Source organism: Planococcus sp. RAB007_Raresut (genome assembly GCF_057369535.1).
Genome location: NZ_JBXYIF010000002.1, coordinates 83828 through 110398, shown reverse-complemented (window position 1 = coordinate 110398; position 26571 = coordinate 83828). Strand labels below are relative to the sequence as shown.

The window sequence follows — 26571 nt, the reverse complement described above, 5'->3', positions numbered from 1 at the left end:
TTATTGGAACAGCGGGTATATTAAAAGACAAGTTATTTACGATTGGGAGGTGTTGATCCGATGAAAAATCTGGCATCCGCCAGCACACTGCATAACGCTGTGGAAATGCCCTGGTTCGGCCTCGGCGTGTCCGGGCTGAAGGACGGCGACGAGACCGCTAATTGCGTTCGGACAGCAATTGTCAACGGTTACCGCAGCATAGATACTGCCGCAATGTATGGCAATGAAGCCGGTGTCGGCCGGGGAATTCGCGAAGCGCTTGAAGAAACGGGACTGTCCCGTGACGATGTCTTTGTCACATCTAAGGTGTGGAATTCAGATCTTGGCTACGATTCTGCGCTTGCGGCATACGAAGCGAGTTTGGAAAAGCTCGGGCTCGATTACCTCGATTTGTATTTGATCCATTGGCCGGTGGAAGGAAAATACAAAGACGCATGGCGCGCGCTTGAAAAATTGTATAAAGACGGGCGCGTCAGAGCGATCGGTGTCTGTAATTTCCAGATTCATCATTTAGAGAATGTTTTGAAAGACGTGGATATCGTGCCGATGGTCAATCAAGTCGAGTACCATCCGCTTTTGACGCAGGAAGAACTTCATAAATTCTGCAAAGCCCGCAATATCCAACTGGAAGCCTGGTCACCGCTGATGCAAGGCAAGCTGCTCGACCATCCTGTCCTCGAAGAAATTGCGATGAAAAACGAAAAAACGCCAGCTCAAGTCATCCTGCGCTGGGACCTTCAAAACGGCGTCATCACCATTCCGAAATCTTCAAAAGAACCGCGCATCATCCAGAACTCTCAAATATTCGATTTCGAATTGACCGACGAAGACATGGACCGCATTTCCGCGCTGAATGAAAACCAGCGTGTCGGCCCGGATCCGGATGATTTTGATTTTTGATTTTTGATGTTGCATACGAAAAGCCATCTTTCTTGCACCGTTTGCCGGTGAGAAAGATGGCTTTTTTGTGTTGGGGTGCGGCTTGACTCGGTTGGGGTGCGGGTTGGCTTGCTTGGGGTGCGGCTTGAACCGTTTAGGGTGCGGCTTGATCGATTTGGGGTGCGGGTCGCCCCTTTTGAGGTGCGGTTATCTTCATTTGAGGTGCGCTCGGCATTTTTTTAAGAATTATATATAATAAAACGAATAATAATCTGCAATATTTTCCAAAATTTTATTTTTAGCTGCGCGATTTCGCACTTTAGTTGCGGTTAAACTTGATTTAGTTGCGGTTGTCGCCAATTTAGTTGCGGTTAGAAAATATCCAAAGACATTTTCGTTTTTATTCCATCAATCACCCCAAATTATCAAACAGCAAATACAAACCCGTAAACAGCAGAATCGCATAAGTGACATAGCGGAAAGTGCGCTGGTCGATCCGGTGGAACAGCCGCTGCCCGAGATACAGGCCGAGCAGCACAATCGGGATGGCCATCGCGCTGGAGATCCAGACGGTTTTATCGGTGCCGGTAAAAATAATTTGGAGCACCAGGCTGACCGAATAAATGAACAGGTAAAACGCAAGTGTCGTTCCACGGAGCTTTTCCTTTAGCGTATCGGTTCCCGAAAAATACAGCAGCAGCGGTGGCCCCGGCATGCCGATGCTTGTCGTCAGGCTTCCCGATAAGCCGCCGAACAGGAAATCGCGGCCCGCCGTACGCCGAATGCGAAGGGATAATATCAGCAAAACCGTCAGCAGCAGAATGACCAAGCTGATGCCGAGTTTCAGCTTCTGCATATCGGCCATGACAAAAATAACGATGCCAATCGGCATGCCTACGACACTGCCGATGATCAGCCTTTTCAAAATATCAAAATCAATGTCGTTGCGGATTTTCGTGATCAGCGCTGACGAAATGATGAGCGACAGCACAAGATTTATTTGGATGGCGTCACTGACGCCAAAAAGAAGCAGCAAAAAAGGTGTCGCCAGAATCGAAAATCCGAAACCGGTGCTGGTCTGAAGCACGGACGCTGTCAGGATAATCGCAATGAACAAAAGGACTTCCACAAAAGCACCCGCCTTAGAAATAGATTGATAGCGATTTTACCACACGCCTACCGCGAATAAAATTCTTCCTTCAGCACCGCGTACATCGCCAGATCGACGAACTCTCCTTTTATGATCATGTGCTTGCGCAAAACACCCTCCCGGATCATGCCGAGTTTTTCAGCGACGCGCTGTGATTGTTTATTGTCCAGCATAATCGGCGCTTCGACTTTGATGAGATCCATTTCCTTGAACCCAAAATCAATCAGCGTCTCTGCCGCTTCAAGCATCAGCCCCTGCCCCCAATAATGATGGGATAGCGTATAGCCCACTTCCGCACGCTGCCGTTTCTGCAGCCAGCTGACGAAATCGATGGTGCCGATCATCTTATTTTCACTCTTCAATTCGATGGCCCAGGTCAGTTTTTTATTGTCTTCATAGCCTTTACGGATAAAATCGATAAACTCTCTCGTATCGTCAGTCGTTTGATGCGCCTGCCAGGGCATGAATCGAGATACCGCCGGCTCGGAGGCGTACTCGAACATATTCTCGGCATCCGTCAGCTCGAGTTTCCGCAATATCAAGCGTTCACTTTCGATGGTCGGCAATTGGCTGTAGATTGTTGGTGTTCCATTCATATGTATTCCTCCCTGTTCGATTTTGGTGCGTGCGTCAGTGTCAAAATTGGTTTATTCTATATAGTAGAAAGATCGTCAAAGGAGTTGGATCGGATGACCACAATCGGCATTGTGAGACATGGCATTACAGAATGGAATGAGCTCGGGATTGCGCAGGGCAACAGCAATATCCCGCTGAATAAAACCGGCCGGGAGCAGGCAATCGCCTTATCCGAACGGCTGGCAGCTGAAGAGGATTGGGACCTGATCATCGCCAGTGATTTGGAGCGCGCCAAGGAAACCGCTGAAATTATCGGTGCTAAACTCGCTCTCCCCATCAGCCATTTTGATACGCGCCTGCGCGAAATGAACGGCGGCGAAATCGAAGGCACCACGGAAGAGCAACGCGTGGCAAAATGGGGCGCTGACTGGCGCTCGCTCGACCTGGGGATGGAAACACGTGAAGCGGTGGCAGAGCGCGCAACCGCCGCCTTGCAGGATATCGTTAAAGATTATCCCGGCAAACGCGTCCTTGTCGTCAGCCACGGCGGCTTGATCGGGTTGACGCTTAGATCATTATTGCCCGAGCAATTCAAGAAGACCCTGCTCGACAATACCTCGATCACCATCCTGAAAAATCTTGAAGGCGCATGGCAATGTCCGCTTTATAATTGCACGCGCCATTTGGAAGGCAAAGTCTTCGCACAATAAAATCGTTCTCGGCCTGGGTATTTTTCGCCCAGGCTTTTTATATGGAATCCGTTTTTCCGGTAGAAACCGACTGCATCCACATCTGTTTCCGCAAAGATTTCCTGAATACCATGAAGCTTGATGACCTCTTCAATCATCCGCGATCCGGTCCCGTTGCCGCGAAGTTCGCCGGCAACTGCAATATGGCAGATCTCCCAGCGCGAAGCGTCTTTCATTTCGATGCCGATAAACGCTGCTTCTTCCACAAAATACAAATGGCGGTTCGGATTTTTGAGATACTGAGCATGTTCCGCTTCCACTCGCTCATTCGACATCGCAAAAGCCATCAATTCCTTGAGCTGCGGCGTCGGTTTTGCTGCCGACGCTTTACTCAGCATCCCAACTATCCTCTTTCGTAAAAGTTTGCTGATTGCTGGCGTAAAGCGGTTTTTCTGCAGCATCCACTGTCCAGGTGATGAGGGTGACACTATCCCTCACCCCTTGTTGCTGCACAGTTTCAAGCAGCGTCTGGATGCCAGCTTCTTCATTAATTCCATCAAATTGTCCGTAGATATTTACCGGCTCCGCATAAGGTTCGCCCGGGCATTCCGTCAGGCCGTCCGTTGCCAGGAGAATCCGGTTGCGCCCTTGCCGCAGTTCACGCAAGCCGCTGCTGAAACTCGGCACCGCTTGGGCAAAACTGTTATTGCGCCCGATCCATTCGTAAAAATGCCGCTGATTCAATTGGTATTGTCCCATTGCCGCAAGTTCAGTGTGAAACAGATAGAGCAGGCAATCGCCGACCGAAAACCAATACAGGTGCTTGCCTTTGCGAATGGCGATCAAACACGCGGTTTCACCTTGTATCTCGCGGCACGTTGCCAGGAAATCCTTTTGCCGAAAAATCCGCAGCAGCAACGCTTCAAGGCTCTGAAAAAATTCAAAGCTGACGTCCATGGACAAGAACGACCTGATCTCTTCCTGATGCGCGAGAAACTGTTCCATGACCACTTCCGCACTCTCCGCCGTGTCATGCGCATCCATGATCATCGCCAATTCCCAGTCCTCTTCCGGGTTCGCCCAAGCCAGACAAGCATCCTCGTTCTTCGTCTGCCCCGCCGCCGAATTGCCGCCGAACCGGCCGACTGTCATCTTCTGCATCTTCCAAATATCCGGCTGATCCACAAAATGCTCCTCGCTGCCTACCCAGTCAAACTCCTCCATCAACCCCACATCCTCTTTATAATATTCTTACAATTATAGAACATCTGTAAGCTACTGGAAAACTTTTTCGGGATTTATTTGAATAAAATCGGCGGGGATGGGACGGATTTGGGATTGGGGTGCGGGTTGGACCGTTTGGGGTGCGGCTTGATCGACTTGGGGTGCGGGTTGACCGATTTGGGGTGCGGTTTTCTCCATCTGAGGTGCGGTCGGCAATTATTATTTTAGTTGCGCGATTTCGCAATTTAGTTGCGCTTAAACCCATTTTAGTTGCGCTCACCAAAAATCCAACCCCCAATTTGAAAAAGCCGCCACTTTCGCGGCGGCTTCCTGAAAGAATGGAGTTTTTCGCACAGCGAAAAACATCCGCTCCACACTTTTGAACTCGGCTCCATCTGCATAGATAAAGAGACGACCCCACCGGCCGCCTCTCTTAGCTCATCATCTGTTTAACCAATTCTTTATTGCGCTTCTTGAAGATTTCATTGTGCGAAGAGACCATGGCGATTTTATTTGCATCGGGTTGGATGTAGCTTTTCGCTTGGTTGACGGCGTTGGCCGCGTCCTGGAAAGTGCCGGCGATCAGATTGAGTTTGCCGGGATGCTGGAGGATATCGCCGGCGGCAAAGAGGCCGTCGACCGATGATTCGCTTTTCGGCGTTCCCGCAATATAGTAATCGTCCGCAATCTCGATGTCCAAAGGACTGTTGCCGAGCAAACTGATATCGCGCTCGTAGCCGTGATTGATGATGACTTCATCTATAGGAAGCAATGTTTTCTCTCCATTAATCTGATTGGTCAATTCGACGAGTTCGATGGCATCCCGGTTATCAGAGGCAATCAGACGGCTGATGGATGTATTCAGATAACAGACAGCCGAACTCCCCAGCAATTGGCTGACCTGGGCTTCGTGTCCCGCAAGCGCATCTTTCCGGTAGCTGACGAACACTCTATCGGCAATGGGTTCGAGCTCATTGGCCCAGTCGATTGCTGAGTTGCCGCCTCCTGAAATGAGGACGGTCTTTCCTATGAAACGTTCGAGCGATTTAACAGTGTAATTCAGATTGGATACTTCAAAACGCTCGGCTCCTTCAATCTCCAGTTTTTGTGGATTGAGAATGCCCCCGCCGACTGCCACGATAACCGTCTTCGACAAATGGATCTGACCGGATGAACCTTCCAGTTTGAACAAGCCGTCTTCCTGCTTCTCAATACTTTCGACTTTCTCATTCAGCACCACTTCCGGATTGAATGTCAGTCCCTGCGCCACCAATTGGTCGATTAGCTTAGCGCCCGGCATCGGCGGCTGGCCTCCCACGTCCCAGATCATTTTCTCGGGATAGACATGAATTTTTCCGCCAAGGCGCGGCTGAAATTCGATTATTTTCGTTTTCATTTCCCGCAAACCGCTGTAAAAAGCCGAATACAGTCCCGCAGGACCTCCACCGATTATCGTTACGTCGAATATGTCGCTATGTGCCATTCAGCTCTCATCCTTTTCTTTTCAATTTTTAATTGACAATGATTCTCAACAACTTTATAGTATTGATTGTACTGAAAATGATAATCATTATCAATCTATTTCTCACACAGTTTCACAAGGAGGTTGAAAGTTATGGTTCGCCTGTTCGCTGAGCATCTGGATATCAGCTACGGAGACCGTGCGATTGTAAAAGATTTATCGCTGTCCATCCCCGACAAGAAGATAACGACCATCATCGGATCAAATGGCTGCGGCAAATCCACTTTACTGAAAGCCCTGACTCGCGTTATTCCCCATCAGTCAGGCAGCATCGTACTCGACGGCGCTGATATCGCCAAAGAAAATACAAAGAAGCTCGCCCGGAAAATCGCTATTCTTCCGCAGACTCCGGAAAATGCGCCAGGTTTAACCGTCGGCGAATTGGTGTCCTATGGCCGCTTCCCTTATCAAAAAGGGTTTGGACGCCTGTCCGCCGAGGACCATGACATCATCAACTGGGCACTCGATGTGACCGGCACACAGTTTTTCAAATATCATCCGGTGGACGCATTATCGGGTGGCCAGCGCCAGCGCGTCTGGATCGCCATGGCGCTCGCCCAGGAAACCGAAATGATTTTCCTCGATGAACCGACTACATATCTTGATATGGCACATCAGCTGGAAATTCTCGAACTGCTGCAGAAGCTGAATGAAGAGCAGGAGCGCACCATCGTCATGGTATTGCATGATTTAAATCAGGCCGCACGTTTTGCCGACCACCTGATTGCCATGAAAAATGGTGAAATCATCAAGGCGGGCGCCTGCCACGAAGTCATCACTGCAGATGTATTGAAAACCGTATTTCGGATTGACGCAGAGATTGGAATGGACCCAAGAACGCAGAAGCCGATTTGCATTACCTATAACTTAATCAAAGGAGCATGACCATAATGAAAAAATTAACATTCCTGCTGGTTTTATTGGCTGCTTTATTCCTTGCAGCGTGCAATTCAGAGTCAACGGAAGAAAAAGATGGAGCTTCGGCTGAATCGAAGCCAGAAACGATTACATATGAATCAGAAACAGGACCGATGGAAGTCCCTGCAGACCCGCAGCGTGTCATCGTATTGTCGACTTATGCTGGAAATGCCATGGCGCTTGATGTGCCACTGGTCGGCGTGGATTCCTGGTCGAAAATGAACCCTCGGTTTGAAGAAGAATTGGCGGACGTGGAAGAAGTCGCGGAAGATGACCTCGAAAAGATCATCGAGTTGGATCCGGACTTGATCATCGGTTCGTCCACCATGAAAAATATTGATAAGCTGAACGACATTGCACCGACAGTTACATTCACTTACAATAATGTGGATTACCTGACGCAGCATCTTGAAATCGGTAAAGCAGTAAATAAAGAAGAAGAAGCTCAAGCCTGGATTGACGACTTCAAAGAGCGCGCACAAACTGCGGGCGAAGAAATCCGTGCTGAAATCGGTGAAGACGCAACTGTGTCGGTCATCGAGAACTTCGATAAGCAAATTTACGTATTCGGCGACAGCTGGGGCCGCGGAACGGAAATCCTTTATCAGGAAATGAAATTGAAAATGCCTGAAAAAGTGAAAGAAATGGCATTGAAAGACGGTTACTACGCTTTGTCACAGGAAGTTTTGCCTGAATACATGGGCGACTACGTGATCTTCAGCAAAGACTCTGAACAGGACAATTCGTTCCAGGAAACAGATGTCTATAAAAATACAGAAGCTGTGAAAAGCGGCCATGTGTTTGAAGCCAACGCCAAGGAATTCTATTTCAACGATCCGCTTTCACTGGATCATCAATTGGAATTCTTTAAAGAAAATTTCTTGAAATAAAAAAGAAAAGGAATTCCTGAATCCTCGGGAATTCCTTTTTATCCTTAACAGAAATGATGATGCCTTATGCCGACAAAATTTAATTTCTTCGCCAAGCTGCTTGCGGCGGTTGCCGTTTTCGTGCTGACATTTACAGCAGCCATCGCTTTTGGTGCAGCGGATATCAGCTTGAACGATATCCGCCTTGCCCTTTTTTCAAACGTTTCGAATGATGCCATTTCAGTGATCCGTGAAATTCGTCTGCCTCGGGAACTGGCGGCTGTTCTGGTTGGCGCGGCGCTTGCAGTGTCCGGCGCCATTATGCAGGGGATGACGCGCAACCCACTGGCGGACCCGGGACTACTGGGATTGACTGCCGGTGCCAATGCAGCGCTTGCAGTAACGCTCGCCATGATTCCGGCCGCCAATTATTTCGGCATCATGGTCGCCTGTTTTATTGGCGCAGCTGTCGGCGGTGCTTTGGTATTCGGCCTTGGCTCAATGAAAAAAGGCGGCTTTTCGCCTTTTCGGATTGTTCTGGCAGGTGCAGCCATTTCCGCTTTCCTGACGGCCGTGGCAGAAGGCATCGGCTTATATTTTAAGATTTCAAAAGACATTTCCATGTGGACGGCCGGCGGATTGATCGGCACGTCATGGGGCCAGCTGCAGACGATCACCCCGTTCATCCTCCTTGCAATGGTGGTCGCGCTGCTGCTGTCGCGGCAATTATCGATCCTCAGTCTCAGTGAGGAAGCGGCAATCGGCCTTGGCCAAAACACCAACCGCACAAAAGTGTTTCTGTTTGTCGTCATCACTGCTTTAGCGGGCGCCGCTGTAGCGCTTGCCGGAAACATGGCGTTTGTCGGCTTGCTCGTCCCTCATATCGTGCGCGCCATTGTCGGCGTCGATTACCGGCACATCATCCCGATGTCCGCTGTAGCGGGCGCGATTTTTATGTTATTTGCCGATTTGCTCGGCCGAACGATCAACGCGCCTTTTGAAACGCCGGTGGCTGCAATCGTCGCCATGCTCGGCTTGCCGTTCTTCCTGATTATCGTCCGTAAAGGAGGCCGTGCGTTCACATGATCCAGTCAGCTTTGATTAAAAAACAGCGTGTCTTCTTTTTCACACTGCTCGGGTTGATTTTGGCGACAGCCATCATCAGCGTCGGCGCAGGTTATTCTTCCATGGGTTACGACCGTATTTTTGCCTCGCTCATCGGCCAGGGAACGTTCAAGGAGAATTTCGTCTTGTTCTCCATCCGTATGCCGCGCATCCTGATCACGGTGCTTGCTGGTATGGCGCTGGCCTTGTCCGGTGCGATTCTGCAAAGCATTACGCGCAATGACCTGGCAGACCCAGGCATCATCGGAATCAATTCGGGTGCCGGCGCCGCAATCGCTTTGTTCTTCCTGTTCGTGCCTGTTGAGGCCGGTTCGTTCGTTTACCTATTGCCATTGGTCGCTTTTGGCGGCGCTTTGCTGACGGCGATTTTGATCTACCTGTTCTCTTATCAAAGAGAGACAGGGCTTCAGCCGATCCGGCTGATTCTGACAGGCATCGGCTTTTCGATGGCGCTGTCCGGTGTCATGATTGTGCTGATTTCATCCGCTGAACGCGAAAAAGTGGATTTCATTGCCAATTGGCTGGCTGGCAATATCTGGGGCACCGACTGGCCATTCATCCTGGCATTGCTGCCATGGTTATTGGTGCTCATTCCCTTTGTCCTTTATAAAGCCAATCGCTTGAATATGCTTGGGCTCAGTGAACCAGTATCGGTCGGCTTGGGTGTCTCTGTCGAAAAAGAACGCATCACGCTGCTGCTGGCTGCGGTCGCTTTGGCTGCTTCCGCTGTTTCCGTTACGGGAGGCATCGCGTTCATCGGCCTGATGGCGCCGCATATTGCGAAAGCGCTGGTCGGTCCACGCCATCAATTATTCCTGCCGCTCGCCATTTTGATCGGCGGCTGGCTGTTATTGCTAGCGGACACCATCGGCCGCAATCTGCTGGAGCCATCCGGCATCCCGGCGGGCGTCATGGCAGCCTTGATCGGCGCGCCTTATTTTATTTATTTATTGATGAAGAAATAAAATATGCGAGGAACGCAGCCAGCTTGGTGAGCTGGCTGCGTTTTTGATTTGGGGTGCGGGTTGATTGGTTTGGGGTGCGGGTTGATTGGCTTGAGGTGCGGTCTTCTCGATCTGAGGTGCGGAAATTGGCTTGCGAGGTGCGGTTTTCTCCATCTGAGGTGCGGTCAGCAATTATTCAACGCTAGAATATAGAAAAGCGAACAAAATATGAAATATTTTCCACATTCTTTATTCTAGTTGCGCGATTTCGCAATTTAGTTGCGGTTAACTCTAATTTAGTTGCGCTTAAAGCCATTTTAGTTGCGCTCACCCAAAACCGAACCCCTCAATCTGAAAAAGCCGCCACTTTCGCGGCGACTTCCTTAAAGACTGGAGTTTTTCGCGCAGCGAAAAACATCCGCTCCCGCTTTTGAATTTTGCATAACCCGGCATAAAAAAGAAGAGACCAAGAAGAAAAGCAACGCTTGCCTTCTTGGCCTCCACGCACATAATTTCTAAGTTAATCCGGCCGCTTCAACGAAAACATCTCGCCCAATTTAGCGTAATTCGTTCCTGCCAGGCGGCTGACCGGTTTCAGAATTTGCGCATTGATGCGGCCGTTTTCATAAATCGCTTCGTCCACGTGAATCCGGACGATCCTGCCGATGAGCAGGTCTGTATTCGGCAAATCGACTGCCTGGTCAAGAACGCATTCAAAACGGACTTTCGACTGCGCGACAGCCGGCACACCGATTTCCTCGCTGTCGATTAACGTAAGTTTGGTCACATCGATTTCACTTTCATTGGGCGGCAGCGATGCCGCGGTTTCATTGACTTCGAAGACATTTTCTTCATCGACAATGTGAACGACGAATTCTTTGCCGGACAGCACATTGCGTGCGGTGTCTTTTTTGTCGTCGCCCTTGCGCTGAACGGAAACGGACAGCATCGGCGGATTCGACGACACGATATTGAAATAACTGAAAGGTGCAGCGTTCACAATTCCATCCTCGGATTTGCTTGTGACAAAAGCAATCGGCCTCGGGATGATCGTGCCCACAAGCAATTTATAGTTTTCGCGTTCTGTCTGTTGATAAGGATCAAAGCTCAGCACAGCCACCACTCCTTTTCGTTCAGTTTACCCGAAACGTTTTTCATTGCCGCAGGAAATGCTCATGTTAAGCTGGCACTGTCACGATTCCCTGAGGATCTTTTGCCGGCTTGCCGAAATAATAACCCTGGAACAGATGGTAGCCCTGCTGCTTCAGCCAGTCGAAATCCTCTTTCGTTTCGACGCCTTCCGCCAGCGGAACCGACCCGACTTCGAGTGCTTTCTCCAGGAAGCGCAAAGCTGTCTTCTGTTTGGCCGCATCTTCTGCCACACCCTGCACATACTGCATATCAAGTTTCATGTAATGCGGCTTCAAATCCGCCAGCAATTCGATGGTGCTATAGCCTTCACCCACGTCATCCAGCGCATATTGGAAACCTTTCTTCTTATAGAAAGCGAGAATTCCCCGCAAATGATCGATATCATCCACTTTTTCCGTCTCCACCACTTCAAACACCAACTGCCGTGGATCGACGCCAAGCTCATTGGCCAAATTCGTCGTTGACCGCAGGCAGAATTCAGGCGAATAAATCGATGTTGGGATGAAATTAATAAAAGCTTTCACGTCTTTTAAAACAGCGGCATGGCGTACAGCGGCCATCCGGCAAACCCGGTCGAGCGCGTAAAGTCTGCTGCGTGATTTGGCAGCCGGGAAGATTTCATTCGGGTAAATGACTGTACCGTCCTCATGGTGGAAACGCGCCAGCATTTCGTACGCGAAAATTTCTCCATCCGCCGTGACGATCGGCTGGTAATGGCAGACCAGCAATTCCTTGCGGATCACGCCATCAATCCATTCCGTATTGAAAACCTGCTCCATCTCTTCAATCCTGTTCCATTCGCCTTTATCGATCCGGAATACCACTTTTGCCGGTTCCATGTGATGCAAGCAGAAATCGAGGAATTCTTTCGCACCACGCTCGTTCATAAGCAATCTATTTTCTTTCCTTGTAGTTTCCATATCACGACGCGCAAGATGGCTGACGACCTTTTCCATCAGGGAGAGGTTCGTTTCGCCTTCGAGTTTGATATCAAATTTCAGTTCAGCGACTGAACAGTTATTGCATTCCATTGGTCACACTCCTTTTGTACTATCCTTTTCAGATTACCTTAAAATGGTAAATAAATCTTTATTAATTTTCAAATTTATAATGTCTTTTCAAATTAAATAAATTGGGAGGATAAATTATGAATTAGGGTCCAGTGGTATTTAGCTGCAAGTCGATAAAAGGTTCTATAAATTAGATTTGATCCTAACTTGATGGCCCTGTATACTGCATTCAGAAATTCCGTTATTTAGGAAATAGTATTCCATATGTTACGATAAGTTCATAATAAGGATGAAATAGTATTATGAATTTTCTATCGGAGGAGTTTTAAAAATGCCAACTTGCGGTAATTGCCACAATGAGTGGAGCTGGAAGCAGACGCTTAAAAAAACAACAACATTAGATCCGGCAATGAGTTGTCCTTATTGTGGGGAAAAACAATATCAAACACAGAAGTCCAAAACTAAAATCAGTTTTTTAACTCTTATTGTTTTATTGCCACTGCTTCTTCAAATTTTCTTTGATTTACCAAGAGCTATTTTATTTAGCTTGTTTCCCATCCTTTCTATTATTGTTATTGTTTTATTACCTTCTTTCATTGAAGTAAGCAGCAGAGAAGAGCAGAGAAACTTTTTTGAAGACAAAAAAAATAAATAAAAAGGACGTTCGCAAACGTGTGCACACACGTTACGAACGTCCTTTTTATTTCAGAAAAATTTACAAACATAAACAACTCATGTTTTCGAAAACTTATTCTTCGCATACACATACGTAACCGCGAGCGCCGCAACCAATACCGCCCCTTTGATGATATCGAACGCGTAATACGGCAGGTTCTGGATCGTCAGCCCGTTCAGCAGGATGCCGATGACCGCTGCACCGAAAAACGTGCCGAGCGCATTCGGCTTGCCGGCGCCGAGCACCGAATAGCCGACAAATACTGCCGCGACCGCTTCCATCAGGAGTGGTGCGCCGGCGTCGATTTGTCCTGAACCCACGCGTGCCGTAAACAGGATGCCCGCCATCGAAGCGAAGACGCCGGAAATGATGTACGCCGAAGTCTTCACTCGTTTCACGTTGACGCCTGACAGCGTCGCCGCTTCCGCATTGCCGCCAGTCATGTAAAGAATGCGGCCCCAGCGCGTATGGTTCAAAATTACATACGCCGCCAGCACCATGACGACCATGATCCACACCGGCACCGGAAGGCCAAGCATCTGGCCCTGGCCAATCCATAGGAATGCTTCGGACAACTGGCCGGGAGCCGTGCCGCCGGAAGTCAGCGGCATATTATTGTAGATCGAATACCCTTCCGTATACGTGCGGTGAAGGCCCGCCACGATATACATCATGCTGAGTGTCGCGAGGAGATCGGGGATACCGATGACCGTGATGAGGAAACTGTTGACGAGCCCGACCGCCACACCGATCAGCAGCGGCAATAACAGTACGAGCCACAGCGGCATGTCATACCACACCATCAGTGACGCCGTCACGACGGTCGACAGGGACATCGTCGAACCGACGGACAAGTCGAAGCCGTCGACGACAAGCGTAAATGTGACGCCGAGCGCCAATAGCGTGACGATTGAAATCGACCGGAGGATATCCGAGAAGTTGCCGTAGCTGAAGAATGCGTCGCTGATGCTGCTGAAATACACGATGATCGCAATCAATAGGATGATCGCGCCGTATTTAAACAGAAACTGGACTGCGTTCTCTTTCGCTGAGTTTTTCCGTTTGGTTAAGCTCTTCTTTTCCACCGCTTGCATAAAGTAATATCCTTTCCTGGGTCGCTTCTTGACGTGATAATTCTTTCACGATCTGACCATCGCACATTACCAGAATCCGATCGGAGATGCCGATCGCTTCATGGATTTCACTGGAGAAATAAAGGCAGCCTTTGCCGCTTCCGGCGAGTTCCCGGATCAATTTGAAGATATCCACTTTCGCGCCGATATCGACGCCTTTTGTCGGTTCATCGAATAAATACAGCAGCGAGTCGAGGCTCATCCATTTTCCTATAGCCACTTTCTGCTGGTTGCCGCCGCTCAGATGGATAAGCGGTGTCTCCGTATCGCCGGTTTTAATCTTCAATTTATCGATGATGTCTTCGGCAAATCTGTTTTCCGCTGTTTTATTCATGAATAATCTTGTCGAGAATTTCCGGAGATTCGGAAACGAGGCATTGGCCCGCAGCGTTTCGTGGACAAACAGCCCTTCTTTCCGGCGTTCCTCGGGAATCAATGCCATCCCTGCCCGGATCGCATCTTCCGGATGCTTGATACGGACCTGTTTTCCCGCGACTTCCACAGAGCCGCTGACTGAACTCGACGCCCCGAACAGCGCTTTGGCCAGCTCTGTCTTGCCTGCCCCAACGAGTCCGACAATCCCGACGATTTCACCGGCTTTCACGGATAATGAAATATCCTTCAGCTTGCCGCTGTCCGATAACCCCCGAACTTCCAGCAGATTCTCGCCAGTCGCATGCGTCTGGTACTCCAGTTCATGACTGAGCGTTTCACCCAGCATCGCTTCGATAATTTGCTCGGAATCAGACTCTGCCGTAACGAAAGTGTTTACCCATTTCCCTTCGCGCATCACAGTGATGCGGTCGCTGATTTCGAATACTTCCGGCAGCCGGTGGGAAATGAATACACAGCCGACGCCTTCGCTGCTCAATTTTCGGATGACTGAAAACAGTTTGTCCGATTCCGTCAATGATAAGGGCGCTGTCGGTTCATCGAAGATGATGAGCTTTGCCGAATGCACGAGCGCCCGGGCGATCAGCACCAGCTGTTTCTCCGCCAAAGTGAGCGTGCCCGCTTTTCGAGTTACGGCGATTTCCTCCGACTGCAATTGGGTCAGCGCTTCTTTCGCCTGCTTGTTGATCTTCTGTTTCGACAACAGGAAATTGCTGCCTGAAGCAAAACTGTCCATCAGGATATTTTCAGCGACCGTCAGATCCGCAACAATGGCCGTATCGACTTCCTGGTAAACGCAATAAATGCCGTGTTCTTTGGCCTGTTTCGGTGAACGCAGGGAAATGACTTCTCCGTCCAGCCTGATTTCGCCGCTGTCTTGGCCATAAACTCCTGAAAGTATTTTAATCATCGTGCTTTTTCCCGCTCCGTTTACACCGAGCAAAGCGTGAACTTCACCTTTTTCGAGTTCCAGCTGGCCGTTTTCCAGCGCCGTTACATGGCCAAATCGTTTGCCGATTGCCTGCATGTCCAGTAATTGTGCCACTTCTGCACCCTCCTTTCGCCGAAAGGAGCCGCCCAATTCCGAGGACGGCTCCAATCCTTTATTCCCCTTCCAATTCACGAAGATCGTCGGTATAGCCTTGCTCGCTCGCTCCCCATCCTTCGATGTGCTCGCTCAACGTTTCAGTTGTCACCGTTTCGTCCGGAAGCTCAGCGGCATCAATGAAGACCGGCTCCAGCACCACTTTCTCCTCCGGCTGTTCACCGTTGATCAATTGGTACGCGTAACGCACCTGGATGCGTCCGATATCTGTCGGGTCGACTGCGGCCGAAGCCACCCACGGGCTGCCGTCTTTTTGGATCATCTGCAAATCTTCATCGCTCATGTCGATGCTGTAGACTTTGATGTCTGTGCGCCCTGCCTGCTCGATGGCACGGACAGCGCCCTTCGCGAATTCATCCCAAGCCGCCCAAACAGCTGTGATGTCGCCTTCGTTCGGGTATTGCTTCAGGATTGCTTCCATCTGCGCTTGTGTATCAAGCGCTGTATTTTGAGTGGCAGCACCGAATGCCGCTACTTCTTTGATGCCTGGGTTGTCTTTCAAGAATTGCTCATAAGCGATTTGGCGGCGTTCCATCGGGGCAAATCCTGCTGTCCAGATTTTTACGATATTCGCTTCGCCATTGTGATCTTCAGCCAATTTCGTTAACGTCTGTTCTGCCATCAGCTGATCTCCCTGTTCAAGCGAAACCACGCCTTCCACATCAACTCCTGCGTCAAATGCTACAACCGGAATCCCTTTTTCCACCGCTTTTTCGACGCCTTGGTTCAACGCCTCTTTCGTTCCGTGGTCAATCAGGATCGCGTCTGCTCCCTGGTTGATGGCGGCATCCAGATTGGATGCCATCTTCGCCAGATCTCCTTCAGAGTTAAAAACTGTAACTTTACCGCCGAAGCTCTCAACCTGTTCTTCCACTCCGGCTATGTATTGCGCCGAAAACGTTCCGAGATTCTGCTGCAAAATCAATGCCACTTCTTTGCCCGACAGCGGATGTTCCGAGGCTTCCGATTTTTTGTCAGAATCCGTTTCCGCTTCCGTCACTGTTTCGCCTTTCGGCTGGCACGCCGCCAATAAAATACTGATGAACAATAAAGCCGCGATAATTAAAAATGATTGTTTTTTCATGAATTTTCCCCTTTTCCTGAAACTGCTGCAAACAATTCCGGTATATTTCTTTCATAATTCGGATGGATGATGCCATTTTCCGTGATGATCGCCGTAATGTACTGCGCCGGCGTCACGTCAAATGCCGGGTTGTAGACTTTTGTGCCGTTCGGTGAGATGGGTTGGCCTGCAATATGAGTGATTTCCTTCGCCGACCGTTCTTCGATTGGAATATTCTTGCCGTTGGGAATCTGCAGATCGAAAGTTGATGCCGGTGCTGCCACATAAAATGGGATTTTATAAGCAGCGGCCAGAATCGCCAAGTTGAAGGTGCCGATTTTATTGGCTGTATCGCCGTTTGCCGCAATGCGGTCAGCACCGACGATGATCGCTTCAACGCCTTTTGCACCGATCGTGTGCGCCGCCATGCTGTCGGTGATCAGCGTTACATCAACACCCGATTGCTGCAGCTCCCACACCGTCAGGCGCGAGCCTTGAAATACCGGACGCGTTTCGCAGGCAAAGACTTCGAACTCACGCCCCAATTCCTTCCCGAGATGAAACGGCGCGAGCGCGGTGCCGTATTTTGCTGTCGCAATGGAGCCCGCGTTGCAGATTGTCATGACTCTCGAACGGCCTTCCAATAATTCAAGTGCATAACCGCCAATTGTCCGGCACGCTTCCTCGTCTTCCTGATGGATGCGTTTCGCTTCTGCTAAAATTTCCGCTTTTGCCGCTGCAACCGTTTTTACCGATTGGACCGCTTGCTGAAGACGGCCGATCGCCCACGCCAGATTGACTGCCGTCGGGCGTGAAGACGCCAGGTAAACCGCGTCTTTTTTCAGGTAATGGTGAAAGACTTCCAGCGTTTCCGTGTCGTGCTTTTGAGCGGCCAATGCCAAACCGTAAGCCGCCGTTATGCCGATCGCCGGTGCGCCGCGGACTTTCATCGTAATAATCGCATCATAGACATCTTCAATTGTGTTCAGCGCAATATATTCCGTTTCATGCGGTAGTTTTTGTTGATCGAGAATGATCAATTGGTTGTTGATCCATTGGATCGATAATGGGATTGCCATTCTTTACAGCTCCTTCAAAAGCGCTGTCACATCCTGAATCGATGTGAGTTCGCTGCGTTTTAAGATCAATGTCTCCCCGATGTGGAGAGCCTGTTTTTTGGATTCGATGCGCTGTTCTGCATCCTCAATGCCGTCCAGGTCTTTGACATGCGCCAGACCAATTGTGCGGCGGATCAATTCACAGCCGGCAAAACCGAGTGTGTCGTTGAAAATCTTTTCGAGAACGGATTCGCGGTAACCCGGAACGCCTTTAAAATCTTCAATGCCTTCATTTTCCCAAAGCTCCGTGAAGCGCGTTTCGAACACCTGCCACGTATTCTCGATATTGCCGATGATTGTGCCGCGGCCTTCGCCGTCCCGCGTAATGCCTTGTGCAATCAGATTGGCAATAAACAAGCCAACATCAAAGCCGATCGGTCCATAAAAAGCGAACTCCGGATCGATGACCTTGGTTTCATTGTCATCAGCGAAAATGCTGCCGGTGTGCAGATCGCCATGAAGCAATGCCTCCGCTTCCGTCAAAAAGCTGCGTTTCAATTTTGCCGCTTCGAGCTTCAAACGGTCATTTTGCCAGATGGCTTCCACCGTCTGCCGCAGTTCCGGTTCGAAATCATTTGTCTCATAATCGAAAAACGGATCCGTGAAAATCAAGTCTTCCGTGATTTTGCAAAGTTCCGGGTTGGAAAATTCGGCAACCAACTTTTTCTTTTCAAACGGATGCAACGCGAAATCGGAAGTATGGAATAAAGTCTGTGCCAGATATTCACCGATATCGGTTGATAGTTTCGGATAGTTTTTCCCTTGGATTAAACCTTCACGGGCGATCGTCAAATGGGAAAGATCCTCCATGATCGTATACGCCAATTCTTCATCGGTGCCGTACACTTCCGGCACGAGGCCAGTCGCATATTCACCGTGCTTGCGTAACGCCGCAGCTTCGATCGCCGCACGCTTTAATGTCAGCGGCCAGCTTTCGCCAACCACTTTGGCATAAGGCAGCGCCTGCTTGATGATGACGCCTTTGCCGCTTGCCCGGTCGCTTACCCGGTACACGTAATTCAAATTGCCATCGCCGATTTCCCGGCATTCCAGATCTGTTCCTGCCGGAAAAAGTCCCGCCGCCAAAGCGATGGCTTCTGCTTCCGTCAATGCGTGATATGTTGATACTGCTGTAGTTGTCATGGTCATCTTCCTCCTAAATTACAATATAAAAGCGCCTCTTTCCCGAAAGAAAGAGGCGCAGAATTAAGAGGTTCCATGCCTCTTATCTTCCAGAAAGTAAATATCTGGTGGAATTAGCACCGTGCCTTGCGGGATGTTCATCCCGGCGCATAAAGCGCCCCTTCTCACGAAGGTATTACGGTCGGTTGCTGGGCGTCATAGGGCCAATTTCCCTCTGCCTGCTCTTGATAAGAGTACTAAGTTTTATATGCGGTTTTTGTTATGAGATGAATCCTATCACGGTTCAGAATAGACTGTCAACAGGAAGTTTTGAATTATTTTTCAATTTGCAAAATGGCTGCTCGTTCCGTTTTGCATGCTCTTATGAAAGAACTGCTATGTGGACGGACTGCTTTTGCACCTCCCCCTTTACTTCAAATAAAAACTAAGTCCCTTTTAGCGGAAGTTTTCCGCTCGGCGGAAACTTCCTGGGTTTGTGGGTTTGAAAGGAGCCTTCGCTGGCGGCGAAGGCTTTTCCATTTCTGATCTTTGGTTTTGGAGGCGGTTTTGATCTGGCTTGTTGAAGTGACAGCAAATTTCGGCAGTGATTTCGTCTGTTTTTTGGTGAAAATGGTCGTCGATTGAAGGTGTCGCTGTTTTATGCCGGTGGATTTGAGCCGAATCAGCTATTTCGGGTGAAATTTGCCTCGCTGGACTGCTGATTTTTCATTTCCAAACAAGTTGAATTTCCAAATTTAGGATTTACTGTCCATTACAACTGAAATACTGTCCATTATCGTCTAAATACTGTCCATTAGGAAGCGAATACTGTCCATTATCGACTTGTTACTGTCCAAACTTATTTCCCGATCTTTATTTCCAAATTAAGGCTTTACGGTCTGCATTCTCAAAATACTATCCGCAAAACGAAAATACTGTCCGGAGCCCTTTCCGCCTCCAAAACCCAATCCAAACCTCTAATCGCCTACAGTTTGCTGCGCAAACTGCTGGGTCCGTGAGCGTCGAGCCGCTCACTTCCATCTATGCAGTTTTACCACAGGCATCTCTCCCCAAAAACTTTCTCACAATTCCCTGTTGACAGAATTCTTCGCACATGGAATAATCAGAATTACTTTATTGCAACAACCAACCGAATATCCAATTCTTATTTAGAGCAGGTGGAGGGACAAGCCCTACGAAGCCCGGCAACCGGTCCAGCGATGGACACGGTGCTAATTCTTGCAGCCAGAACGTTTGGCTGAGAAATAAGAAGTCGTTAACGCCCTTAACCTCTTCTTATTTGAAGAGGTTTTTTATTTTTCAGGAAAAGAACTTAAGGAGTGTCACATATGAGCAGACTGACAGCGAGCTACCAGGTATACGGCAAAGCGGGGTCATTTGAGAAGAAAGCGGAAGGCATCGCGCTCGGACTCACAATCGGGTCGTGGACCGACTTGCCGCTCCTCGAGCAGGAGCAATTGAAAAAGCATAAAGGCCATGTGGTGTCGGTGGAGGAATTTCCACAAAGCCCTCACCCCCTCAAGCCCGATGCAATCAAAGCGCATATCAAAGTTTCCTACCCAAGCGCGAATTTCTCGGCGGATCTGCCGGCTATCCTGACCACCGTGTTCGGCAAATTGTCGCTCGACGGTGAAGTGAGATTATTGGACCTCGAGTTTGAAGAAGGTCTATTGAAACAATTTCCGGGACCGCGCTTCGGTATCGACGGCATCCGCGGGTTGCTCGACGTCCACGGCCGCCCGCTCGTCATGAGCATCTTCAAAGGCGTGATTGGCCGAGACATCAATTATTTAACGGCGCAGCTCAGACAGCAGGCGCTCGGCGGCGTCGATCTGGTCAAAGACGACGAAATCCTGTTCGACAATCAGCTGACTCCTTTTGAACAGCGCATCACCGCTGCAAAACAAGTTCTGCACGAAGTTTATGCCGAAACCGGCCACCGTACACTTTACGCGGTGAACCTCTCGGGCCGCACATCACAATTACGCGACAAGGCACGAAAAGCCCGTGAACTCGGTGCCGATGCATTGCTGTTCAATGTTCATGCCTACGGACTTGATGTGCTGCAGGAATTGGCGGAAGACGATGACATCGCTCTGCCGCTCATGGCGCATCCGGCATTCAGCGGTGCGTTCACTTCTTCTCCGTTCTACGGCGTCGCGGCACCGCTCGCGCTCGGCAAATTGACGCGCTACGCCGGCGCTGACTTTTCACTGTTTCCCTCTCCTTACGGCAGTGTTGCTATGGAGAAGACAGCGGCACTGGCGCTCGGCGAACAGTTAACAAATGACAGCCTGTTAAAGCCAACGTTCCCGGTTCCTTCCGCAGGCATTCATCCGGGACTCGTGCCGCTGCTCATCAACGATTTCGGAATCGACAGCATCATCAATGCAGGCGGCGGGGTCCATGGACATCCGGACGGCGCAGCAGGCGGCGGGAAAGCATTCCGCCAGGCGGTCGATGCCGTCCTGCAACAGCAAAGCTTGGAAAACGCCAGTGAACAGCAGCCAGAATTAAAAACAGCTTTGGAATTATGGGGGTAATTATGAAACAGCCAATCATCTTTTGTGATTTTGATGGCACAATCACAACCAACGATAATTTAATCGCCATCATGAAGCATTTCAATCCACCGGGCTGGGAACCGATCAAAGACGAGATTCTCGCTCAAACCATCTCGATACGTGAAGGTGTCAAAAAGATGTTTTCTTTATTGCCATCGTCCAAAAAGGACGAAGTCATCGCTTACGTGCTCGAGCAGGCGGAGATCCGCGAAGGCTTTGCGGATTTCGTCGCTTATACAAGAGAGCACAACATCCCGCTTTATATCGTCAGCGGCGGCATCGACTTTTTCGTCTACCCGCTGCTCGAACCGTTTGGACCATTCGAAGGCATTTATTGCAACGAAGCGGATTTCTCGGGCGACACGATCCGCATCGATTTCCCGCACGGCTGCGACGACGAGTGCGCGAGCCAAGGCTGCGGCTGCTGTAAGCCGTCAATCATTCGCAAATTACTTGCGGACGGCGGCACAAGCATCGTCATCGGCGATTCGATCACCGACCTGCAGGCGGCAAAATATGCCGACTTGGTCATCGCCCGCGATTTTCTCATTGAAAAATGTGAAGAACTGAACATCCCTTACGAGCCTTTTGAGAATTTCGGGGATGTTACAGAAATCATCGATGCGAAATTGGGTGTGCGGTCATGACGACAGAACAGACGTTGACAGAGTTACAGGAAAAATGGAATGAGCTGGCGGACGTCAAGGACGTGCTGGCCGGACGCGACTGGTTCATGGGCACTAGCGGCAATCTCGCCATCAAAGTAAGCGATACGCCGCTCCAGTTTCTGGTCACAGCAAGCGGCAAGGATAAATACAAACGGACCGATGAGGATTTCCTTCTCGTCGATGCGGCAGGCGAGCCGGTCGAAGCCACTCACCTCAAGCCTTCCGCCGAAACGTTGCTGCACAGCGCCATCTACAATAAAACCGGTGCCGGCTGCAGTCTCCATGTCCATACCGTTGCCAATAATGTCCTGTCCGAACATTATGGACGCGACGGCAAAATCGATTTCAAAGGCCAGGAACTCATCAAAGCATTCGGCTTATGGGATGAAGATGCCGTCTTATCCATTCCGATCATCGCCAATCACGCCCACATCCCGCGGCTGGCGGAAGATTTCGAAGAACACCTGACTGCCGATAAAGGCGCAGTCCTGATCCGCAACCACGGCATCACCGTGTGGGGCAAAGATGCTTTTGAAGCGAAGAAATTATTGGAGGCCAGCGAGTTTTTATTTCAATACCAATTAGCATTACTTCACATAAAATAAACCCAATCAGAGAGGAAGATTTATAATGGCAATCATCAAAATTCAAGGTACAGACGAAACGATCGAAGCGCAAAACGAAGTCGCAGCATTTTTGGAGCAGCAGGAAGTCGTTTATGAGCACTGGGATATCAATAAATTGCCGGAACCGCTCCGCGAAAAATTCGATTTGAGCGATGACGAGAAAGAACAGATCCTGCAAGCGTTCAAAGCGGAAATCGACGACATCTCCGAGCGCCGCGGCTACAAAGCGGCTGACGTCATTTCCCTTTCCGACTCGAATCCGAAACTGGACGAATTATTGAAGAACTTCCAGCGCAAACACATCCATACTGACGACGAAGTGCGCTATATCGTCAGCGGCCACGGCGTTTTCATCATCCAGGGCAAAGACGAGCGCTTTTTCGAAGTCCACTTGACGCCTGGCGATTTGATTTCGGTACCGGAAAACATTACGCATTATTTCACCCTTTCCGATGACCGTAAAGTGGTCGCTGTGCGCATCTTCGTTACGACTGAAGGATGGGTCCCGGTTTATCAGGAAGAAAGCGTACAGAGCTGAAAGCAGTCCAACTAAACGAAACAGAATCCCGGAGAAGAAGCGCATCGCTTCGGCTCGCCGGGATTTTTTTGCATAAAAAAAGTTTTTCATCACCGGCGTTTTGGGGGATAGTGTAACAAATGAACACGCCGCGCATCCGCTTTTCGGAACGCAGGCGTTCTGTTGATTCAAGGAGAGATTCTGATGGCATTATTAATGACCGATAACGAAATTACACTGGCGATTGTCCAGTCGCTGAAAGAAGGGCGGATCCTGGAGTTCCAGGAAGTCATGGATGAGCTGCAGCCTTATGATATGGCGCAGCATTACCTCCGCATACCGGACAAGCACCGCACTAAATTTCTACTATACTTAACGACGGAACAATTGACGGAATTGATGGATGAGCTCGACAGCGAAGAACAGCTGGAAATCCTTCAGAAATTGGGCATCGAAAAGTCCAAGGAAGTTCTCGACCGGATGGATAATGATGATCTCGCGTCGCTGCTTGCCGATATCGAGCCACATCGTGCCGAAGAATTATTGGCAAATATGAACACTGACGAATCGTCTATCGTCCAAAACCTGATGAATTATCCGCCGGAAACCGCCGGCCGGATCATGAATGACCGCTACGTCTGGATTCCGAGCCATTACACCATCCGTGAAGCTATCGACAAGATTAAGCATTTCGTCCATTACGCCGAATTTCTGAACTACCTGTACGTGGTCGATGAGGATAGACGCCTTGAAGGGGTTGTATCCTATAAGGACCTGCTTCTCGGTGAGCTGGATGAAGAAATCAAAAATGTCATGTACAGCCGGGTTGTAAAAGCGGATGTGCTGACGGACCAGGAAGAAGTCGCCAATCTCATCAGCCGCTACGATTTCGTCTCGCTGCCGATTGTGGAAGACGATAACCGGCTCGTCGGTGTTGTGACCGTCGATGATGTAATCGATGTCGTGATGCAGGAAGCCAATGAGGATATCGAGAAACTATCCGCTTCCGGTAAATCGATTGATTTCAAAACCAAGCCGATCGTCGCCGCTTACCGTCGCCTGCCGTGGCTCGTCCTTTTACTGTTTATCGGATTGCTGTCAGGCGGCATCATCAGCCGGTTCGAGGCGACGCTTGAAACGGTTGTCGCGCTGACTTTCTTCATGCCAATGATTGCTGGCATGACCGGCAACACCGGCACACAGTCGCTGGCAGTGGTCGTGCGCGGCCTCGTATCGCAAAAACCGAATTTCCGCCAAAGCATCAAATTGATTGTCCGGGAATTATGGGTCGGCATCATCATCGGCGTGATTTGCGCCGTGCTGATCACGGGCATCGCTTATTTTTGGCAAGACAGCCTCGTGCTCGGCTTTGTCGTCGGCAGTTCACTGCTCCTGACGCTGATTATCGGAACCATGGCCGGCACCATTATCCCTTTGATCTTATTCAAATTAAACATCGACCCCGCCATCGCATCGGGACCGCTGATCACGACAATAAACGATATTTTGTCGCTGCTGATTTATTTCGGCATCGCCACTGTTTTCATCTCCCAATTGATGTAGAAAGTTGCGCCAGTACTATTCCCTTTATTCCTATTAAGTTACTTGGTATAATATCCAAAAGAGTAAAGGGGCTGCATTATGACGATTCCAAAACCGCTTGTCCAAATAAATCAGAGTTTTATCGTATTGTCCGTTATCGCCGGACTGATCTTTTCACCAGCCATTCTCCTGCTGCCGTTTGCAGTGGGTGTCTATACATTGATCACGAAAAAGAATCCGGTCATCATGGCCGCCAGACCGCTTTTGAAGAAGCCGGCCAATGAATATATCCAGGAAGACCGCGACCAGCAATTGTTCAATCAATGGATTGCGACTGTCTGCCTCGGGTTATCGCTGGTATTCTTCTCCGCTGGAATCACGGCAGCCGCTTATTTCTTCAGCATCATGGTCATGGCGGCAGCCGGCATTGCGCTGATGGGCTATTGCATCGGCTGCACCGTCCGCTACCGATTGATGATGATGAAGCACAACCGCACACGGACGAATTAAAACTGGACGCCTCATTGAAAGTATTTCACTTTCAATGAGGCGTTCGCTTGTTGAGAAAGAAAGCTAGGAACCGATATTCCGCAAAACAGCTCCGCTTTCCTGGTGGCTCGCGCTGAGCTAACTCGAGCTCGTTCCACTTTGCTCGAGTGGATCTCAGCACTTCGCTTAGTCACCTGGGAGTCTTCGCTGTTTTGCTTCATATCTCTGTTTGCCTTCTCTAAATGGAGTTGCATAGTAAATTTATAATAAGTATTAATGAGGCGTTTTTTTATGCCTTTATTTCAATTTGCAGTTTCACAATTCCGAAATTTCGCTATACTGGAAATAATAGGGGGAGTTGCTGGTGAAATTAGTAAAAGGATCTGCTGAAGGTTATAAAGGTTACGGAGTCCCTTATCTGATGATTAGGCAGGAAGAAGCTTCGGACCGCCTTGCTGTAATGCTGCCGGGCGCCGGGTATACGAGCCAGGCACCGCTGTTCCATTACGCGACGGATATCTATCTGCAAAAAGGCTACGATGTTTTAAATGTGAATTACCGTTACAACGATGAATTTTACGATGACTTCAGTATGGAAGAATTGAGCGAAGCCGTTCGCTTTGATGTGGCAAAAATCATCGAAGGAGTGATGGCTGAATCCTCCTACGCAAAATTCTGCCTGATCGGCAAATCCTTCGGCACCATCGCGCTGGCTTCCGAATTGCAGCGTCCGCTGTTCCGGGACGCAGCCGCCATCTGGCTGACGCCGCTCATCAAACGGCCGGATGTTTTTGACGCGATGCAGACTCTCCCGAACCGGGCACTCGGTTTTATTGGCGATGAAGATCCGGGTTACGATGATGATCGCTGGAATCAAATAAAAACGAATCCGCAGATGATGCTGCGATTGGTGCCCGGCACCGAGCACAGTCTGGAGATTCCCGGAAAGACCCTAGCTTCCATCGACATTATGAAAGACATCATGAACGAAATCGAGAAATTCTAAAAGGAGGACAATATTAATGATTACAACCGCTGTGCAGAAAATCAGTCAAATCGGCGTGCCTGTGAAAGATATTGCACGGGCGATCGACTTTTATAAAGAACAACTGGGCCTGTCCCTCCTGTTCAACACAGATACGATGGCGTTCTTCGACTGCGACGGCTTGCGCCTGATGCTGAGCCTGCCGGAAAGGGAGCAATTCGCCCATGCCAGTTCGGTGCTCTATTTTGATGTGACAGATATTGACCTCAGCTACGCCGACTTTCAAGCGCGCGGTGTCGAGTTCAGCGGCCCTCCCCATTGTGTCGTCAAAAACGGTCCCGCTGAAACGTGGATGGCGTTCTTTGAAGACACCGAGGGAAATACGCATGCTTTGACGAGTGATAAGATTGCTTCATAGCGATGAAAAAAGTCCGGACAGCGACAGCCGTCCGGACTTTCTTATGGATTGGAAAAACATTCGCCAGGGCGAA

The 26571-nt window shown here is 49.6% G+C and carries 27 protein-coding genes and 2 riboswitches; of the genes, 15 read left to right on the top strand and 12 right to left on the bottom strand.

The features are described from left to right. Positions 1 to 60 precede the first annotated feature (60 nt). The gene (locus AC2Q9J_RS04385; protein WP_499037536.1) at positions 61 to 900 is read left to right on the top strand and encodes an aldo/keto reductase; all 840 of its coding nucleotides are present in this window, start codon (positions 61 to 63) and stop codon (positions 898 to 900) included. 391 nt (positions 901 to 1291) lie between these two features. Here AC2Q9J_RS04385 and AC2Q9J_RS04380 read toward each other — a convergent pair whose 3' ends face one another. Both AC2Q9J_RS04380 and AC2Q9J_RS04375 read right to left on the bottom strand, forming a co-directional pair. Next, a complete protein-coding gene (locus AC2Q9J_RS04380) occupies positions 1292 to 2008 on the bottom strand; it encodes a sulfite exporter TauE/SafE family protein (RefSeq protein WP_499037534.1) in 717 nt (238 codons plus the stop codon). 47 nt (positions 2009 to 2055) lie between these two features. Further along, entirely contained in the window at positions 2056 to 2625 is a 570-nt protein-coding gene (locus AC2Q9J_RS04375) for a GNAT family N-acetyltransferase (RefSeq protein WP_499037532.1), read from the bottom strand. 93 nt (positions 2626 to 2718) lie between these two features. Here AC2Q9J_RS04375 and AC2Q9J_RS04370 point away from each other — a divergent pair, with 93 nt between their 5' ends. Beyond that, positions 2719 to 3315 (top strand): histidine phosphatase family protein, encoded by a 597-nt coding sequence (locus AC2Q9J_RS04370; RefSeq protein ID WP_499037530.1) that lies wholly within the window; start codon positions 2719 to 2721, stop codon positions 3313 to 3315. Here AC2Q9J_RS04370 and AC2Q9J_RS04365 read toward each other — a convergent pair. The 3 genes from AC2Q9J_RS04365 to AC2Q9J_RS04355 form a co-directional block, all read right to left on the bottom strand. Next, positions 3270 to 3692 carry a GNAT family N-acetyltransferase gene (locus tag AC2Q9J_RS04365; RefSeq protein WP_499037529.1) on the bottom strand — a complete coding sequence of 141 codons (423 nt, stop codon included), beginning with the start codon at positions 3690 to 3692 and terminating at the stop codon, positions 3270 to 3272. The genes AC2Q9J_RS04370 and AC2Q9J_RS04365 overlap by 46 nt on opposite strands. Further along, complete coding sequence (locus AC2Q9J_RS04360) at positions 3682 to 4518, bottom strand: PP2C family serine/threonine-protein phosphatase (protein WP_499037527.1); 837 nt, start codon at positions 4516 to 4518, stop codon at positions 3682 to 3684. The genes AC2Q9J_RS04365 and AC2Q9J_RS04360 overlap by 11 nt, the downstream gene beginning before the upstream one ends. A 433-nt stretch (positions 4519 to 4951) precedes the next feature. Continuing rightward, positions 4952 to 6001: an NAD(P)/FAD-dependent oxidoreductase gene (locus AC2Q9J_RS04355; RefSeq protein WP_499037525.1), complete on the bottom strand. Its 1050-nt coding sequence runs from the start codon at positions 5999 to 6001 to the stop codon at positions 4952 to 4954. A gap of 132 nt (positions 6002 to 6133) precedes the next feature. On the opposite strand from AC2Q9J_RS04355, the gene AC2Q9J_RS04350 reads away from it, so the two are divergent. From AC2Q9J_RS04350 to AC2Q9J_RS04335, 4 genes are all read left to right on the top strand, one after another. Continuing rightward, a complete protein-coding gene (locus AC2Q9J_RS04350) occupies positions 6134 to 6925 on the top strand; it encodes an ABC transporter ATP-binding protein (protein WP_117313032.1) in 792 nt (263 codons plus the stop codon). 5 nt (positions 6926 to 6930) lie between these two features. Next, positions 6931 to 7848, top strand: a complete 918-nt coding sequence (locus AC2Q9J_RS04345) for an iron-hydroxamate ABC transporter substrate-binding protein (RefSeq protein WP_499037523.1) — start codon at positions 6931 to 6933, stop codon at positions 7846 to 7848. Between the two features lie 66 nt (positions 7849 to 7914). Further along, the gene (locus AC2Q9J_RS04340; RefSeq protein ID WP_499037522.1) at positions 7915 to 8913 is read left to right on the top strand and encodes a FecCD family ABC transporter permease; all 999 of its coding nucleotides are present in this window, start codon (positions 7915 to 7917) and stop codon (positions 8911 to 8913) included. After that, positions 8910 to 9917, top strand: a complete 1008-nt coding sequence (locus AC2Q9J_RS04335) for a FecCD family ABC transporter permease (protein ID WP_499037520.1) — start codon at positions 8910 to 8912, stop codon at positions 9915 to 9917. Before AC2Q9J_RS04340 ends, AC2Q9J_RS04335 begins: the two co-directional genes overlap by 4 nt. A 499-nt stretch (positions 9918 to 10416) precedes the next feature. On the opposite strand, the gene AC2Q9J_RS04330 is transcribed toward AC2Q9J_RS04335, so the two are convergent. Beyond that, positions 10417 to 11010, bottom strand: a complete 594-nt coding sequence (locus AC2Q9J_RS04330; RefSeq protein ID WP_499037519.1) for a flavin reductase family protein — start codon at positions 11008 to 11010, stop codon at positions 10417 to 10419. A gap of 64 nt (positions 11011 to 11074) precedes the next feature. Then, positions 11075 to 12079, bottom strand: a complete 1005-nt coding sequence (locus AC2Q9J_RS04325) for an EAL domain-containing protein (protein WP_499037518.1) — start codon at positions 12077 to 12079, stop codon at positions 11075 to 11077. A 310-nt stretch (positions 12080 to 12389) separates the two neighbouring features. Here AC2Q9J_RS04325 and AC2Q9J_RS04320 point away from each other — a divergent pair, with 310 nt between their 5' ends. Further along, positions 12390 to 12713 carry a TIGR04104 family putative zinc finger protein gene (locus tag AC2Q9J_RS04320; protein WP_499037516.1) on the top strand — a complete coding sequence of 108 codons (324 nt, stop codon included), beginning with the start codon at positions 12390 to 12392 and terminating at the stop codon, positions 12711 to 12713. A gap of 77 nt (positions 12714 to 12790) precedes the next feature. Here AC2Q9J_RS04320 and AC2Q9J_RS04315 read toward each other — a convergent pair whose 3' ends face one another. From AC2Q9J_RS04315 to mtnK, 5 genes are all read right to left on the bottom strand, one after another. Beyond that, positions 12791 to 13828 (bottom strand): ABC transporter permease, encoded by a 1038-nt coding sequence (locus AC2Q9J_RS04315; protein ID WP_499037515.1) that lies wholly within the window; start codon positions 13826 to 13828, stop codon positions 12791 to 12793. Then, positions 13752 to 15287 (bottom strand): sugar ABC transporter ATP-binding protein, encoded by a 1536-nt coding sequence (locus AC2Q9J_RS04310; protein ID WP_499038256.1) that lies wholly within the window; start codon positions 15285 to 15287, stop codon positions 13752 to 13754. Before AC2Q9J_RS04310 ends, AC2Q9J_RS04315 begins: the two co-directional genes overlap by 77 nt. 76 nt (positions 15288 to 15363) lie before the next feature. Beyond that, positions 15364 to 16449 (bottom strand): sugar ABC transporter substrate-binding protein, encoded by a 1086-nt coding sequence (locus AC2Q9J_RS04305; RefSeq protein WP_499037513.1) that lies wholly within the window; start codon positions 16447 to 16449, stop codon positions 15364 to 15366. Continuing rightward, on the bottom strand, positions 16446 to 17507 hold the full coding sequence (gene mtnA, locus AC2Q9J_RS04300) for an S-methyl-5-thioribose-1-phosphate isomerase (protein WP_499037510.1): 1062 nt from the start codon (positions 17505 to 17507) through the stop codon (positions 16446 to 16448). The genes AC2Q9J_RS04305 and mtnA overlap by 4 nt, the downstream gene beginning before the upstream one ends. A gap of 3 nt (positions 17508 to 17510) precedes the next feature. Next, entirely contained in the window at positions 17511 to 18689 is a 1179-nt protein-coding gene (gene mtnK / locus AC2Q9J_RS04295) for an S-methyl-5-thioribose kinase (protein WP_499037509.1), read from the bottom strand. A 79-nt stretch (positions 18690 to 18768) separates the two neighbouring features. Continuing rightward, positions 18769 to 18923: riboswitch (SAM riboswitch) on the bottom strand. Positions 18924 to 19830: 907 nt separating this feature from the next. Then, positions 19831 to 19940, top strand: a riboswitch (SAM riboswitch). A gap of 77 nt (positions 19941 to 20017) precedes the next feature. On the opposite strand from mtnK, the gene mtnW reads away from it, so the two are divergent. The 8 genes from mtnW to AC2Q9J_RS04255 all read left to right on the top strand — a co-directional run bounded on the left by mtnW (position 20018) and on the right by AC2Q9J_RS04255 (position 26498). Next, positions 20018 to 21232, top strand: coding sequence for a 2,3-diketo-5-methylthiopentyl-1-phosphate enolase (gene mtnW, locus AC2Q9J_RS04290; RefSeq protein ID WP_499037507.1), 1215 nt, complete (start codon positions 20018 to 20020; stop codon positions 21230 to 21232). Positions 21233 to 21234: 2 nt separating this feature from the next. Next, complete coding sequence (locus tag AC2Q9J_RS04285; RefSeq protein WP_499037506.1) at positions 21235 to 21900, top strand: 2-hydroxy-3-keto-5-methylthiopentenyl-1-phosphate phosphatase; 666 nt, start codon at positions 21235 to 21237, stop codon at positions 21898 to 21900. Then, complete coding sequence (locus AC2Q9J_RS04280; protein WP_499037504.1) at positions 21897 to 22526, top strand: methylthioribulose 1-phosphate dehydratase; 630 nt, start codon at positions 21897 to 21899, stop codon at positions 22524 to 22526. The genes AC2Q9J_RS04285 and AC2Q9J_RS04280 overlap by 4 nt, the downstream gene beginning before the upstream one ends. Positions 22527 to 22551: 25 nt before the next feature. Then, positions 22552 to 23085: a 1,2-dihydroxy-3-keto-5-methylthiopentene dioxygenase gene (locus tag AC2Q9J_RS04275; protein WP_084243507.1), complete on the top strand. Its 534-nt coding sequence runs from the start codon at positions 22552 to 22554 to the stop codon at positions 23083 to 23085. A 183-nt stretch (positions 23086 to 23268) separates the two neighbouring features. Then, complete coding sequence (mgtE, locus tag AC2Q9J_RS04270; protein WP_499037502.1) at positions 23269 to 24627, top strand: magnesium transporter; 1359 nt, start codon at positions 23269 to 23271, stop codon at positions 24625 to 24627. 78 nt (positions 24628 to 24705) lie between these two features. Further along, on the top strand, positions 24706 to 25116 hold the full coding sequence (locus AC2Q9J_RS04265) for a DUF4395 domain-containing protein (RefSeq protein ID WP_499037500.1): 411 nt from the start codon (positions 24706 to 24708) through the stop codon (positions 25114 to 25116). A gap of 343 nt (positions 25117 to 25459) precedes the next feature. Then, on the top strand, positions 25460 to 26101 hold the full coding sequence (locus AC2Q9J_RS04260) for an alpha/beta hydrolase (RefSeq protein WP_499037499.1): 642 nt from the start codon (positions 25460 to 25462) through the stop codon (positions 26099 to 26101). Positions 26102 to 26117: 16 nt separating this feature from the next. After that, positions 26118 to 26498 carry a VOC family protein gene (locus AC2Q9J_RS04255; protein WP_499037498.1) on the top strand — a complete coding sequence of 127 codons (381 nt, stop codon included), beginning with the start codon at positions 26118 to 26120 and terminating at the stop codon, positions 26496 to 26498. Positions 26499 to 26571: the final 73 nt, after the last annotated feature.

Bases quoted from the DNA above. Each gene is read 5' to 3' on its own strand.
- AC2Q9J_RS04385 (WP_499037536.1), top strand. From the start codon at position 61: ATGAAAAATCTGGCATCCGCCAGCACACTGCATAACGCTGTGGAAATG.
- AC2Q9J_RS04375 (WP_499037532.1), bottom strand. From the start codon at position 2,625: ATGAATGGAACACCAACAATCTACAGCCAATTGCCGACCATCGAAAGT.
- AC2Q9J_RS04370 (WP_499037530.1), top strand. From the start codon at position 2,719: ATGACCACAATCGGCATTGTGAGACATGGCATTACAGAATGGAATGAG.
- AC2Q9J_RS04365 (WP_499037529.1), bottom strand. From the start codon at position 3,692: ATGCTGAGTAAAGCGTCGGCAGCAAAACCGACGCCGCAGCTCAAGGAA.
- AC2Q9J_RS04360 (WP_499037527.1), bottom strand. From the start codon at position 4,518: ATGGAGGAGTTTGACTGGGTAGGCAGCGAGGAGCATTTTGTGGATCAG.
- AC2Q9J_RS04355 (WP_499037525.1), bottom strand. From the start codon at position 6,001: ATGGCACATAGCGACATATTCGACGTAACGATAATCGGTGGAGGTCCT.
- AC2Q9J_RS04350 (WP_117313032.1), top strand. From the start codon at position 6,134: ATGGTTCGCCTGTTCGCTGAGCATCTGGATATCAGCTACGGAGACCGT.
- AC2Q9J_RS04345 (WP_499037523.1), top strand. From the start codon at position 6,931: ATGAAAAAATTAACATTCCTGCTGGTTTTATTGGCTGCTTTATTCCTT.
- AC2Q9J_RS04340 (WP_499037522.1), top strand. From the start codon at position 7,915: ATGCCGACAAAATTTAATTTCTTCGCCAAGCTGCTTGCGGCGGTTGCC.
- AC2Q9J_RS04335 (WP_499037520.1), top strand. From the start codon at position 8,910: ATGATCCAGTCAGCTTTGATTAAAAAACAGCGTGTCTTCTTTTTCACA.
- AC2Q9J_RS04325 (WP_499037518.1), bottom strand. From the start codon at position 12,079: ATGGAATGCAATAACTGTTCAGTCGCTGAACTGAAATTTGATATCAAA.
- AC2Q9J_RS04320 (WP_499037516.1), top strand. From the start codon at position 12,390: ATGCCAACTTGCGGTAATTGCCACAATGAGTGGAGCTGGAAGCAGACG.
- AC2Q9J_RS04315 (WP_499037515.1), bottom strand. From the start codon at position 13,828: ATGCAAGCGGTGGAAAAGAAGAGCTTAACCAAACGGAAAAACTCAGCG.
- AC2Q9J_RS04310 (WP_499038256.1), bottom strand. From the start codon at position 15,287: ATGCAGGCAATCGGCAAACGATTTGGCCATGTAACGGCGCTGGAAAAC.
- AC2Q9J_RS04305 (WP_499037513.1), bottom strand. From the start codon at position 16,449: ATGAAAAAACAATCATTTTTAATTATCGCGGCTTTATTGTTCATCAGT.
- mtnA (WP_499037510.1), bottom strand. From the start codon at position 17,507: ATGGCAATCCCATTATCGATCCAATGGATCAACAACCAATTGATCATT.
- mtnK (WP_499037509.1), bottom strand. From the start codon at position 18,689: ATGACAACTACAGCAGTATCAACATATCACGCATTGACGGAAGCAGAA.
- mtnW (WP_499037507.1), top strand. From the start codon at position 20,018: ATGAGCAGACTGACAGCGAGCTACCAGGTATACGGCAAAGCGGGGTCA.
- AC2Q9J_RS04285 (WP_499037506.1), top strand. From the start codon at position 21,235: ATGAAACAGCCAATCATCTTTTGTGATTTTGATGGCACAATCACAACC.
- AC2Q9J_RS04280 (WP_499037504.1), top strand. From the start codon at position 21,897: ATGACGACAGAACAGACGTTGACAGAGTTACAGGAAAAATGGAATGAG.
- AC2Q9J_RS04275 (WP_084243507.1), top strand. From the start codon at position 22,552: ATGGCAATCATCAAAATTCAAGGTACAGACGAAACGATCGAAGCGCAA.
- mgtE (WP_499037502.1), top strand. From the start codon at position 23,269: ATGGCATTATTAATGACCGATAACGAAATTACACTGGCGATTGTCCAG.
- AC2Q9J_RS04265 (WP_499037500.1), top strand. From the start codon at position 24,706: ATGACGATTCCAAAACCGCTTGTCCAAATAAATCAGAGTTTTATCGTA.
- AC2Q9J_RS04255 (WP_499037498.1), top strand. From the start codon at position 26,118: ATGATTACAACCGCTGTGCAGAAAATCAGTCAAATCGGCGTGCCTGTG.